Below are 13,422 nucleotides of genomic sequence, written 5' to 3'. Positions count from 1 at the left end.
TATAATTATTTTAATTCACAAAATTTTTAAGAAAGTTTTGTCTTTAAATATTTACCGGTAATGCTTTCCTTGCATGTACATATCTCTTCTGGGGTACCCGATGTGACAAGATTTCCGCCGCGATCTCCACCGTCCGGTCCCATGTCAATGACATAGTCCGCGCATTTTATGACATCAAGATTGTGCTCGATTACAACTATCGAATGTCCTCGTTCAATCAATGCATCGAAAGTAGCAAGCAATCGCTTTATGTCATGGAAATGCAAACCTGTTGTAGGCTCGTCGAAAATGAACATTGTAGGTTCTTGTTTTTCCTGTCCTATGAAATAGGCCAGTTTCACTCGCTGGTTCTCTCCACCGGATAGCGATGATGAGTTCTGACCGAGTTTGATGTATCCCAGCCCGACACTTTCGAGTGTCTTGAGTCTTTTTACGATCGTGTTCTGATTGTTTTTTGAGAAGAACTGTACAGCCTCACTTATCGTCATGTTGAGAACATCGTCAATGTTTTTTTCCGCAAATTTCACTTCGAGTATGTCTTTTTTGAATCGACGGCCATGACAGCATTCACATTCCATGACAAGATCTGCCATAAACTGCATTTCAACGGTTATAACTCCGGCCCCTTTACATTCTTCACAGCGGCCTCCGTCGGCATTGAACGAGAAATATTGCGATGTAAATCCCATTTGCCGTGCAAGGGGTTGCTGTGCGAACAGATCGCGTATGGCATCGTATGCCTTTACATAAGTTGCCGGATTGGAGCGTGTACTCTTCCCGATAGGATTCTGGTCGACAAACTCTATGCGCTTGACAGCCTTCAAGTCTCCTTCTATGCCTATATGCTCTCCTGGTGCGTCACATACGTCACCGAGCAGTCGTTTGACGGCAGGGTAGAGTATTCCTTTTATCAGACTGGACTTGCCCGAGCCGCTCACACCTGTCACAACGGTCAGGACATTGAGCGGTATCCGCACGTCTATCCCCTTAAGGTTGTTCATACGTGCTCCTTTTACCATAATACTCATGTTCCATTTGCGTCGTCCGGCCGGAATATCGAGAGTGTCTTTTCCCGTAAGGTATTTTACGGTATGACTATGGGGAAATTTCTCCGTTGTCTTGTCGTTTATATCTGTGGCATTGCCTTCGAAGACAATTTCTCCTCCATGTCGTCCTGCATCGGGGCCCACATCTATCAGATAGTCGGCCGCACGCATTATCTCCTCGTCATGTTCCACTATCACGACCGTGTTTCCGAGCGATTGCAAGTCTTTCAAAACCTTTATCAGACGGTCCGTGTCCCGGCTGTGCAGGCCGATGCTTGGCTCATCAAGTATGTATAGCGAACCGACGAGGCTGCTTCCTAACGATGTTGTAAGATTTATTCGTTGGCTCTCCCCACCGCTCAGCGTGTTTGACATGCGGTTAAGGGTGAGATATCCGAGACCGACGTCGAGAAGAAATTGCAGCCGGTTTCTGATTTCTGTGATCAGCCGCCGGCTTATGGAAACTTCGTTTTCGGTAAGCTGCAGATTGTCGAACCATTCTTTTAGTCTTGCCACCGGCATTTCCACAAGGTTTGATATGCTTCGTCCGCCTACCTTGACATAGTCAGCTTCTTTCTTCAACCTTGTCCCGTGACATACGGGGCATACGGTCTTGCCGCGATAGCGTGCCATCATTACACGATACTGTATCTTGTATTGATTGTCTTTCACCATCTGGAAGAAAGCGTCTATGCACACTTTGTCTTGTATGTCCTTGTGCTTGTCGCATGGTAGTCCGTGCCATAACCAGTCTTTCTGTTTCTGTGTCAGATTGTAGTATGGCTCGAAAATAGGGAAGTCGTCTTTCACGGCACGCCTGCAAAACTCATCTTTCCATTGTCCCATCTTCTCGCCATGCCAGCATACAACGCATCCGTCGTATACGCTAAGCGTAGTGTTCGGAACCACAAGTTTCTCGTCTATGCCTATTATTCTGCCGAATCCTTGACATTCCGGACAAGCACCGGCGGGCGAGTTGAATGAAAACATATTGTCGTTGGGCTCCTCAAATGTCATTCCGTCGGACTCGAATCGTGTAGAGAAATCATAGCTGAGCATTGACGGCAAGAACGTCAGCCGGCATATACCGTTGCCCTCATAGAATGCCGTCTCGGCAGAATCAATCAACCGTGATACAGAATCTTTAGACCAATCTACTGACATTCGGTCTATTACCAGATATATTTCTTCCGCTTTGCATCCAATGTGTTTCCCGTCAGACAGAAAATCTTCAATCCTCGCGAACTCCCCGTCACAGAACAGTCTGGCATAGCCTTGCAGGATATACATTTTCAGTTGCTGTTCCAATGTCCGGCCTTCAACGGGACGTATCGGTGTCATCACGACAAACCTTGTGCCTTCCGAGTATTTGCGTGTACATTCCACAACGTCTTCTGTGCTGTGTTTCTTCACCTCTTCTCCGCTTATAGGCGAATAAGTGCGTCCTATGCGTGCGAACAATAGTCTGAGATATTCGTAAATCTCTGTTGTCGTGCCTACTGTAGACCGTGGATTGCGGCTTATCACTTTCTGTTCTATGGCGATAGCAGGCGGAATACCTTTTATGAAATCACATTCCGGCTTGTTCTTACGTCCGAGAAATTGGCGTGCATATGCCGACAGGCTTTCCACATAACGCCGTTGTCCTTCGGCATACAGTGTGTCGAAAGCCAATGACGATTTTCCTGAGCCACTGACTCCGGTTATCGCGACAAATTTGTCTCGTGGAATCTTGATGTCGATATTCTTCAGATTGTTTACCCTTGCTCCCTTTATCTCTATGTAGTCGTTCATATTGATGAATGTGTTCATGTTTGAGCATGCAAAGATATTGCAAAACGTGTGAATATCAAAATATTTTAGCTACTGAATACATCTTTCAGTCATTATTCACACCATATCCGAACAGTGCGAAGTCGCCTTTCAGAGGGTCGTCGGGGAACACTTCCGCCATGCGGGCCGTCAGTCTGCGGGCCGAGGCCATCGTTGCCTGCCTGCCGTTGAGCAGTCCGAGGCGACAGGCCTGTTGTACAACGTGTGTGTCCATCGGCATTATAAGTGTGCGCTTGTCTATGAAATCACTCCATAGCCCGAGGTCCACGGGTGAATCGTCGCGCACCATCCATCTCAGAAACATACATACACGCTTGCATGCCGACCGTGTGTCTTTGGGTATTATGACTTCGATTCCTCTTGATGCAAAGAATCTGCAGATGGCCTCCACGGCAGAATAACCGTCAGAGGCATTGCTGCGCACGAAGTTTTCTATCGAACCGTGTTTGCATATCATATCTTGCAGGGCATGCAGGAACTTGTTCATAGTGTGGCGTGTGTACAGTCGGTAGTAGCACTGGGCATCGTCAGGAATGTCACTGTCAAAGTTGCCGCTGCGCACCCATTCGTATACTTCTCCTTTCGAGCAGTCGAGTATATACTGTATTTTGGGGAAGAACTGCCGGCGGCTGCCATAGCTCAGACATGAGGCGATGAAAGCCATGGTCTCTTGGTTTTGTCGGCCGTTTACCTTGTGCATGAACCAGCTTGGATCGGCCGGAAGAAAATCGGGTGTTTCGTATCGCCCCGCGTATTCTATAAGTAACGAGTTGATGTCGTTCATGAAATATGTTGCAATATAATGGCATGACTTCAGTCGTCTGGGTCATGCGTGAATTTGTGTAGGTCTGGACAATTAAAACAAGTCCCCGTCTCTTCCGATACTTTATTATGACCTGATATCGGATGGATACGGGAACTTGTCATCTTTTATTGAAGTATATATTTTTCCTGTTTCTCCAGGAACCGGTTGTTTAGAGTATTGTCTTCACCGCTTCAAGCATACCCTTTTCTTGAATCAGGTCAAGATACTGCTTTACAAGTGCATTCAGACCGTCAACAGCATTGAGGTCTTCGTTCCATATGGATGTTGCACCGAGAACTCCGTCGGCCACTTTCTGTGTGCTTCCTGTAGCCCAAAGCTCCTTTAGCAGGTCCATGATGTCTTGTGCGTCGTTGGGGACAATCTCCGTACCGTCCTCGCGCTTGCCTCCTTTGTAGTATGTGATGATTGCGGCCAGGCCGAATACCAGTCCTTTGGGCAGTTCACCCTTGCGCTCCAAATAAGTCTTCACGCCTGGCAGGTCACGTGCGCAGAACTTGGGGAACGAGTTGAGCATGATGCTTGTAACCTGATGGTCCACGAACGGGTTGTCGAAGCGTTCCAGCACGTCGGCGGCAAACTTCTCCAGTTCTTCCATCGGTAGGTCGAGAGTCTGCATTAGCTCTTCAAACTGTACCTTGTGGATATATTTGCCGATGACTTCGTGGTTGCACGCGTCTCGTACGATGTTCACTCCGCTTAGGAATGCCACCGGCGAGAGTACTGTGTGCGGGCCGTTGAGCAGCGTCACCTTGCGCTTGTGGTACGGTTCTTCCGATGGAACGAACAGTACGTTCAGGCCGGCCTTGTCTGCGGGGAACTCCTTGGCAACTTCTTTCGGAGCTTCTATTACCCAAAGGTGGAATGTCTCAGCCTGTACTACGAGATTGTCGCGGTAGCTTATCTTCTCCTGTATCTCGGCTATTTCCTTGCGAGGGAATCCAGGTACGATTCGGTCGACGAGCGTGGCATATACGCCGCAACTGTTGTCAAACCACTCCTTGAACTCCTTCGGCAGTTTCCATAGTTCGATATACTTGTTGATGCAGTCTTTCAGTACATGACCGTTGAGGAAGATGAGCTCGCATGGGAAGATGATGAGGCCTTTCGAGGGATCACCGTTGAAAGTCTGCCAACGACGGTAGAGCAGCTGTACGAGCTTGCCGGGATATGACGAAGCGGGAGCGTCTTCCAGTTTGCAATTCGGGTCAAAGGCAATACCGGCTTCAGTGGTGTTTGAAATCACGAAGCGTATCTCCGGCTGGTCGGCCAGTGCCATGAATGCCTGGTTTTGTGTATAGGGGTTCAGCGCACGGCTGATTACGTCGATGCGTTGGAGTGTGTTTACGGGCTGCCCGTTTTCTCGTCCCTGCAGGTTTACGTGATATAGGCAGTCCTGTCCGTTGAGCCATTCTGCCATACCGCGGTCGATGGGCTGTACCACTACCACAGAGCCGTTGAAATCCGTCTTCTGGTCCATGTTCCAGATAATCCAATCTACGAATGCACGGAGGAAGTTGCCTTCTCCAAACTGAATGACCTTTTCGGGCATTACGCTTTTAGGCGCAAAATTTTTGTTTAATGGTTTCATAATGGTAAATTATAATTTCTTTGCTTTGTAGAATTATTCTGATTTGTTGTCCGTTATAATTATAGCGCAAAGATAATGTTTTTTTTCAGAAGCAACAAATAAAGAAGCAAATAAAAGGACAATAATTTACGAAAAGGTTTACGCTGTCTGTTCATGCTGTCATGCAAAGTTGCAATGACGGAATGTGGCATTGGTGAATTCCCGATATATGAAAAGATTGTGTCGCGTCAGAATTAGGGTCATCAGGCTTATGCGGATATGTTTTTCCGCTGCGCCCGGCACATGTCTTGTATATGTTCGCTTGTAGCATGTCGGTTATTCAATGTTTGTTTTGCGTACAAATACGAGATGTGTGACGGGCGCGGTGAAAAACATATCATTGCTTTGTGCGATGTCCATATTTTGATACAGCCAAAGCACGAAAGATGTTCTCGGAATAGTGTTACATTGCAAAGGCGTTGAATCCGCCGTCTACCACGGCCACGGTGCCGGTAACGAATTTTGCGGCGTCGCTCATCAGATAATGTATTGTGCCGCACAGTTCGTCAGGGTCGCCCATTCGTCCGAACGGAGTCTGGCGTATCACGTCCTGTCCGCGTTGTGTGTATGTGCCGTCGGGATTGGTCAGCAATGCACGGTTCTGCTCGGTAATGAAAAAACCGGGAGCGATGGCATTCACGCGTATGCCCTCGCCGAATTTCTTGGCACACTCCGTAGCCATGAATGCCGTGAAGTTGCTTATGCCGGCTTTTGCCGCGGCATATCCGCATACTCGGGTCATCGGACGGAATGCAGCCATTGACGAGAAGTTGATTATGCTGCCGCGTCCTTGTTTTGTCATAGGCTTGAGGAATATCTGTGTCGGTATCACCGTGCCTGTGAGGTTGAGCGAGAGTACACGCTGGAACTGCTCTGCGTCGAGGTCGAAGAAGTTCTGGTCCGGTCCGATGGTCGCTCCGGCCATGTTGCCGCCCGCAGCGTTGAGCAGTGTGTCTATGCGGCCGTACTTGGCCATTATTTCATCACAGTTCTTTTGCACCGTCTCGCGGCACATCACGTCTGTCTTCATAAACTCGCATATTCCGCCGGCCTTGACAATCTCATCGGCAATGGCATTGCCGACGTCTTCCTTGCGTCCGAGGATTATGACTTTGGAACCGTTCTGTGCCAGATATTTTGCTATCGACCGTCCGAGCACTCCCGTACCGCCGGTAATTACTACCACATAGTCTTTGATGTTGAAAAGTTCGTTCATCTGTATTCTTGAATTAAAAAAGTTGGAATCTGAAAATTGAAAATCAGGAATGGAATCCCGGTTGATTGTATTCTATGCCGAGCTCGCGGTCGACGGTGGCCAGTATGCCTTGCACCTGTCCCATGGCGAACATGCGTCCCAGGAACGAGTAGCCTGCATTGTAGCCGCGCTCTTCGTCGCCGAGCATCGTCATGCCATGGTCAACGCGCATGGGCAGCTTGGGGTTGGTCTGCTCGAATATGCGTGCCAGCTCTATCACGTCGGCACGTCCGCCAAGGTGGCTTGCCTCAGTGAAGTCGCCGTTGGGGAAGATGTGGCATGAGCGCAGGTGTACGAACCATGTGCGGCGTGCATACTTGCGTGCCAGTTTGACAACATCGTTGTGCGCTCCGGCCGACAGGCTTCCCGCGCAGAATGTGAGTCCGTTGTGCGGGTTGTCAACGGCGTTCAGGAACCATTCGATGTCTTCGTCGCAGTTTACAATGCGTGGCAGTCCGAGAATGGGGAATGGAGGGTCGTCGGGATGTACGCACATGTACATGTCACATTCCTCGCATACGGGCATTATCGCAGTGAGGAAGTAGCGCATGTTCTCGCGCAGCTGTTCCTTGTCTATGCCGTCATACAGCGCAAGCAGCCGGCGGAACAGTTCCACGGGGTGGTCGTCGTCTTCCTTGAAATTGCCCGAAACGAATCCTTGGGTCTTGATTACGATGTTTTCCACCAGTTTCCGGTCGTCCTCGGCAGTCATACGGAGTCTGATTTCGTTTACCTCAGCCAGTATGTCGCGTTCCACACCTTCTATGCGGAAGTCGGCCCAGTCTTTCTCGGCTCCCTTGCGCTTCAGGATGTGTATGTCGAAATAAGCGAATTCGGCAAATGAAAAGTACAGGTTGGTAGTGCCGTTGGGGTTGGGGTGGGACAGGTCGGTGCGTGCCCAGTCCAGCACAGGCATGAAGTTGTAGCAAATGGTATGTATGCCTTCGGCGGCAAGATTGCGCAGGCTCTCCTTGTAGCGCTCTATCTGCTCGTCGCGGTCTGGGCCTCCGTATTTAATGCTCTCCACCACAGGCAGGCTCTCCACCACGCTCCAGCGCATGCCGTAGCTTTCGATATATTCACGCAAGTCGCGTATCTTTTCGCGGCTCCATACTTCGCCCAGCGGCACGTCGTGAAGTGCGGTCACGATGCCCTCCACGCCTATCTCTTTTAGCATGGCAAGTGTGATTTTGTCGTTCTTGCCGAACCATCTCCAAGTTCTTTCCATTATTAGATAAAAAATATGATTAAGTTGTTGCTATATTGTCTTCTTTGATTGTTTTTCTTTATTATGGCTTTCGTCACTGCAAAGATACTAAAAAATGTGTTATGTTGTGATGATGACAGGGTTTTATTGATGTAAACGTTTGCAAAAACAGCTTTTATATGAACTTACAGATTGAAAGTATGGTGTTTTTTTTGTCGTGTTTCTATTTGGCGGGGAGATTGGAGAATTATTTTTGCCCGTTTCGCGCGAGTTTTCTGTACGGATGCCGGTAGGGAATGTCGTTCGGAAGTGCCAAAAAACGGCTTTTTGGTGTGGAATTCGTGTTTTTGAAGCAAAGAAACGTGTTAAATGAGTCAGTCGGATAACAAGATGAATGACAAAACCTGCCATATCATATACTGAAAGTGCCGCTTTGAGAGTGCGAAAGTGGCACTTTGAGGACGCGAAAGTGCCACTTTCGCACTCTCAAAGCGGCACTTTCGCACTCTTTTACGAAACAGAGACACTGAGATACAGAGTTTCGTATTGTTCTCTGTATCTCAGTGTCTCTGTGCTGTTGTTCTTTTGTTGGTTTGCTTCTTTCTGTAAAATTACACGATGCCCTGTGCCATCATGGCCTTTGCCACTTTCATGAATCCGGCAACATTGGCACCTTTCTCGTAGTTGATGTATCCGTCGGCTTCTGTTCCGTACTTCACGCAATTGTCGTGAATGTCTTTCATAATCAGTTTCAGACGGTTGTCCACATCTTCCGAAGTCCAGCTGAGACGTTCCGAGTTCTGGCTCATTTCGAGGCCCGAAACCGACACACCGCCGGCGTTGGATGCCTTTCCGGGAGCATACAATATCTTGGCATTCTGGAATATTTCGATGGCCTCGGGTGTTGAAGGCATGTTTGCGCCTTCTGCTACGGCTATGATTCCATTTGCCACGAGCGCCTTAGCCTCGTCACCGTTGATTTCGTTTTGGGTTGCGCACGGCAGGGCTATATCAGCTTTTTCGTTCCATGGCCTTTCTCCGGCGTGATAAACAGCATTGGGATATTCGTCGGCGTATTCTTTGATACGTCCGCGCTCTATATTCTTCAGTTCCATTACATAGTCGAGCTTCTCGCGGTCTATTCCGTCGGGATCGTAGATATAGCCGTCGGAGTCTGACAGTGTGAGGACCTTGGCCCCGAGCTGTATGCACTTCTCTGCTGCATACTGCGCAACATTTCCCGAACCGGAGATCAGGACGCTCTTGCCTTGCAGTTCGATGGAGCGTGTGTCAAGCATTGACAGAAGGAAGTATACGGTTCCGTATCCTGTGGCCTCCGGACGGATGAGAGAACCGCCGAATTCGCGTCCCTTGCCGGTAAGCACTCCGCTCCATTCGTGTGTCAGCTTCTTGTATTGTCCGAACAGGTAGCCAACCTCGCGGCCTCCTACTCCTATGTCGCCTGCGGGCACGTCTACGTCTGGGCCTATATGGCGGTAGAGTTCGTTCATGAACGCCTGGCAGAAGCGCATGACCTCGGCATCGCTCTTGCCGCGTGGCGAGAAATCGGAGCCTCCCTTGGCACCTCCCATCGGCAAGGTGGTGAGGGAATTTTTGAATGTCTGTTCAAAAGCGAGGAATTTCAATATTCCCAGGTTTACTGACTTATGAAAACGTATGCCTCCCTTGTAAGGACCGATCACGTTGTTGTGCTGGATGCGGTATCCCATATTGGTGTTTACCTTGCCGCTATCGTCAACCCATGTCACACGGAATTGAATCACGCGATCCGGGATGCACAAGCGTTCGATAAGGTTTGATTTCTCAAATTCCGGATGTTTGTTATACTCTTCCTCTATTGTCGGAAGTACCTGACTTACTGCCTGTATATATTCAGGCTCATTGGGGAATCTTCTTTTAAGTTCCTCTACAACTTGTGTTGCGTTCATAATCTTTTTCCTTTTTAGGTATTTGATGTCTGTTCTTGTTAATCGGATGCAAAGTTATAGTATTTTCTTTAAATATCAAACATTTTATCAAAGAAAATGCAAATATAATATCATTTTGCTACAAATATAGAGTTTCGTGAAAAAATATGGCATGTGTAAATATGGGTGCGTGACAAATGTATAGCATATGCTGTCATGCTGTAGTACCCAATATTGATTATATACGTATTGGCCTCCATGAATCGAATACCCATTAATGACTATTGTCGCATAATGATTTATTTTGTAATTTTGCACCCGTAAACAATATTTGTCATACATTACAGAGGCACATACTGTAAACCGTGCTTTTCCGTTGGTGTCGGTGTTGATGATTGTTATGTTAAGGTATAAGCAGGCATACTTAAGATATGAAGAAGCAAAAGATATATGAGGCAAGCGACAAGATGATATCGCTCATAAAGGACAATTACGATCTGTTGCAGTCGTTGGGAAGTTTCGGGATAAATCTTGGATTCGGCGACAAGACCGTGCAGGAGATATGCGAGGACAACGGAGTAGATACTTATACATTTCTTGCAGTGGTAAATCTGACCATCAACGGATATTCCGATTTTGACAATGACGAGCAGCTGTCCGTTCCAACGTTGCTGCATTATCTGGAAGCCAGCCATGTGTATTACCTTGATTTTCAGTTGCCGTTCATACGCCGTGAACTTGCAGAGTCGATAGACGAGAGGGACAGGTTGGGGATGTTGATGATGAAACTGTTTGACGAGTATGCCTGCGAGATAAGAAAGCACATGCTGTTCGAGAAGAAAACGCTGTTCCCATACGTCAATTCTCTGATTGGGGGAGAATCCGTCGGAGAGTACAGCATAGAGACATTCTCCAAGAACCATGAGGAGCCTGCTGCCAAGCTGAAAGAACTGAAGATGCTAATCATCAAGTATATGCCAGGCGATTCGCGCCGTAACAATATGCTGATGGCAACACTGCACGATATATATAATAATGAGGAATGGTTAAGTCTGCATGCTCAGGTTGAAGACAAGATATTTGTTCCGGCAATACGTCGTCTGGAGCAGTTGCACAAACAAAATGATGTGACCAAGAACATTTCGACGATGGTTTTCAAAAGCGGAACCGACTGTTCGGACATGCTTTCCGAACGCGAGCGCGACGTGATAGTGGCACTGGTGCAGGGAATGGCAAACAAAGAAATAGCAGACCATCTTTGCATATCCGTAAATACAGTCATTACGCATCGCCGCAACATTGCCCGTAAGTTGCAGATACACAGTCCGGCAGGGCTTACCATTTATGCAATAGTTAATGGACTGGTGGATATTTCGACTGTAAAGCTTTAGGAAAACTTTACGGACCAACTGATATTTTTATATTGAATCCGGTAGGGAATACCGGATTTTATTGTATCTTTGCGTTCGCTTTCGCATAGCCGTAAACGGATATTTTAAAACCAAATCATAAATCTGGAATTATCAAAAACGGGAAACTTTTGTCTTGATATAGAAAGAAAAGTTTTCCAAAAAAGAAAACAATAATGGAAATAAACAGTTTCACAATTACCAAAAGAGACGGTTCGGCCGACCGTTTTTCGCTTGACAAAATAATGAATGCCATCATAAAGGCATTCGAGTCTGTGGATGAACCTGCTGATTTAGGGTGTATTTCCAAGATACTGAGCCATCTTGATATTCACGAAGGCATCACTGTGGAGGAGATACAGAACCAGGTAGAGGAGTCACTGATGAAAGAGGGCTATTACAGGGTTGCGAAATCGTTCATGCTATACAGGCAGCGACATACGGAAGACCGTGAGACGATGGAGAAGCTGAAGTTTCTTGCTGATTATTGTGAGGCTGCCAATGCGGCGACAGGCTCAAAGTATGACGCCAATGCCAATGTTGAGCATAAGAATATCGCCACGCTTATCGGAGAATTGCCCAAATCAAACTTCATCCGTCTGAACCGGCGGTTGCTGACCGACCGTATCAAAAAGATGTACGGCAAGGAACTGGCAGACCGGTATATGGACCTGCTCAACCACCATTTCATATATAAGAACGACGAGACGAGTCTGGCAAACTATTGTGCATCGATAACGATGTATCCATGGCTTATCGGCGGAACAATGTCGATAGGCGGCAACTCGACAGCACCGACAAATCTGAAATCTTTCTGCGGAGGATTTGTAAACATGGTGTTCATGGTGTCGAGCATGCTTAGCGGGGCATGTGCAACGCCTGAGTTTCTGATGTATCTGAATTACTTCATCGGTCTGGAATATGGCAAAGAATACTATAAGATTGCAGACAAGGTTGTAGACCTGTCAAACAAGCAGCGCACTGTAGACAAGATGATTACCGACTGTTTTGAGCAGATTGTGTATTCCATCAACCAGCCTACGGGAGCGCGCAACTATCAGGCTGTGTTCTGGAATATTGCATATTATGACAAACCGTACTTCGAGAGCCTGTTCGGCGATTTCTATTTTCCCGATGGGAGCAAGCCGGATTGGGAGGGACTGAGCTGGTTGCAGAAGCGCTTTATGAAATGGTTCAACAAGGAGCGTACGAAGACCGTGCTTACATTTCCTGTTGAGACGATGGCCCTGTTGAGTGAAAACGGAGATTTGGTAGACAAGGAATGGGGTGATTTTACAGCCGAGATGTATTCGGAAGGACATTCATTCTTTACATATATGAGTGACAATGCGGACTCGCTGTCAAGCTGTTGCCGGTTGCGCAATGAAATACAGGACAACGGTTTCAGTTATACCTTGGGTGCAGGAGGGGTGTCCACGGGATCAAAGAGTGTGCTCACCATCAATCTTAACCGCTGTATACAGTATGCCGTGAACAACAATCTCAGCTATACGGATTTTCTTACGGATATCATCGACTTGTGTCACAAGGTTCAGCTGGCTTACAACGAGAATTTGAAAGCTCTATGGAAAAACGGAATGCTTCCGCTTTTCGATGCCGGATATATCAATATTTCGCGCCAATATCTCACTATAGGTGTCAACGGATTGGTGGAGGCTGCCGAGTACATGGGAATCCAAATCAATGACAATCCTGATTACCTTAAATTCGTTCAGACAGTACTCGGACTTGTGGAGAAGAAAAACAAGGAGTACAGAACGAAGGAGGTGATGTTCAATTGTGAAATGATTCCTGCAGAGAATGTGGGTGTGAAGCATGCAAAATGGGATAGGGAAGACGGGTATTTCGTGCCGCGTGACTGTTATAACAGTTATTTCTACATAGTTGAAGACGATTCGTTGAATATCATTGATAAGTTCAAACTGCATGGAGCACCTTATATCCAGCATCTTACAGGAGGTTCGGCACTGCATATGAATCTTGAAGAGCATCTGTCACAGGCACAGTATCGCCGGTTGCTGAATGTGGCGGCAAAGGAAGGATGTAACTATTTCACGTTCAATATCCCCAACACGGTATGCAATGACTGTGGTGCAATAGACAAGCGCTACTTGCACGAGTGTCCGCATTGTCATTCAAGAAATGTGGATTACATGACACGTATAATAGGATATCTCAAGCGTGTGAGCAATTTCTCTGAAGCTCGTCAGAAAGAGGCGGCAAAAAGATATTACGCTACGGCGGAGTAATTTTCAGGTCTGTGCTTTTTT

At 47.3% G+C, this 13,422-nt stretch carries 8 protein-coding genes; 2 read left to right on the top strand and 6 right to left on the bottom strand.

Annotated elements, in window-relative coordinates; genetic code table 11:
* Nucleotides 1-26: 26 nt before the first annotated feature.
* The 6 genes from uvrA to HPS55_RS00900 form a co-directional block, all read right to left on the bottom strand.
* The gene (uvrA, locus tag HPS55_RS00925; protein ID WP_172323521.1) at nt 27-2,840 is read right to left on the bottom strand and encodes an excinuclease ABC subunit UvrA; all 2,814 of its coding nucleotides are present in this window, start codon (nt 2,838-2,840) and stop codon (nt 27-29) included.
* Between the two features lie 85 nt (nt 2,841-2,925).
* The gene (locus HPS55_RS00920; RefSeq protein WP_172173686.1) at nt 2,926-3,663 is read right to left on the bottom strand and encodes a TIGR02757 family protein; all 738 of its coding nucleotides are present in this window, start codon (nt 3,661-3,663) and stop codon (nt 2,926-2,928) included.
* Between the two features lie 190 nt (nt 3,664-3,853).
* Nucleotides 3,854-5,293 (bottom strand): tagaturonate reductase, encoded by a 1,440-nt coding sequence (locus tag HPS55_RS00915; protein WP_172173683.1) that lies wholly within the window; start codon nt 5,291-5,293, stop codon nt 3,854-3,856.
* A gap of 442 nt (nt 5,294-5,735) precedes the next feature.
* Complete coding sequence (locus tag HPS55_RS00910; RefSeq protein ID WP_172173680.1) at nt 5,736-6,548, bottom strand: SDR family oxidoreductase; 813 nt, start codon at nt 6,546-6,548, stop codon at nt 5,736-5,738.
* 43 nt (nt 6,549-6,591) lie between these two features.
* Nucleotides 6,592-7,815 carry a mannonate dehydratase gene (gene uxuA, locus HPS55_RS00905; RefSeq protein ID WP_172173677.1) on the bottom strand — a complete coding sequence of 408 codons (1,224 nt, stop codon included), beginning with the start codon at nt 7,813-7,815 and terminating at the stop codon, nt 6,592-6,594.
* A gap of 590 nt (nt 7,816-8,405) precedes the next feature.
* The gene (locus HPS55_RS00900; RefSeq protein ID WP_172173674.1) at nt 8,406-9,743 is read right to left on the bottom strand and encodes an NADP-specific glutamate dehydrogenase; all 1,338 of its coding nucleotides are present in this window, start codon (nt 9,741-9,743) and stop codon (nt 8,406-8,408) included.
* A 410-nt stretch (nt 9,744-10,153) separates the two neighbouring features.
* Between HPS55_RS00900 and HPS55_RS00895 the strand changes: the two genes are divergently transcribed.
* Both HPS55_RS00895 and nrdD read left to right on the top strand, forming a co-directional pair.
* Entirely contained in the window at nt 10,154-11,113 is a 960-nt protein-coding gene (locus HPS55_RS00895) for a LuxR C-terminal-related transcriptional regulator (protein WP_172173671.1), read from the top strand.
* 194 nt (nt 11,114-11,307) lie between these two features.
* Complete coding sequence (nrdD, locus tag HPS55_RS00890) at nt 11,308-13,401, top strand: anaerobic ribonucleoside-triphosphate reductase (protein ID WP_172173668.1); 2,094 nt, start codon at nt 11,308-11,310, stop codon at nt 13,399-13,401.
* Nucleotides 13,402-13,422 lie beyond the last annotated feature (21 nt).

It is taken from the genome of Xylanibacter rodentium (assembly GCF_013166575.1).
In the GTDB taxonomy this organism is placed as follows: Bacteria; Bacteroidota; Bacteroidia; order Bacteroidales; family Bacteroidaceae; genus Prevotella; species Prevotella rodentium.
The sequence above is the reverse complement of the archived record's forward strand: the minus strand, read 5'-3'. Positions and strand labels throughout refer to the sequence as shown.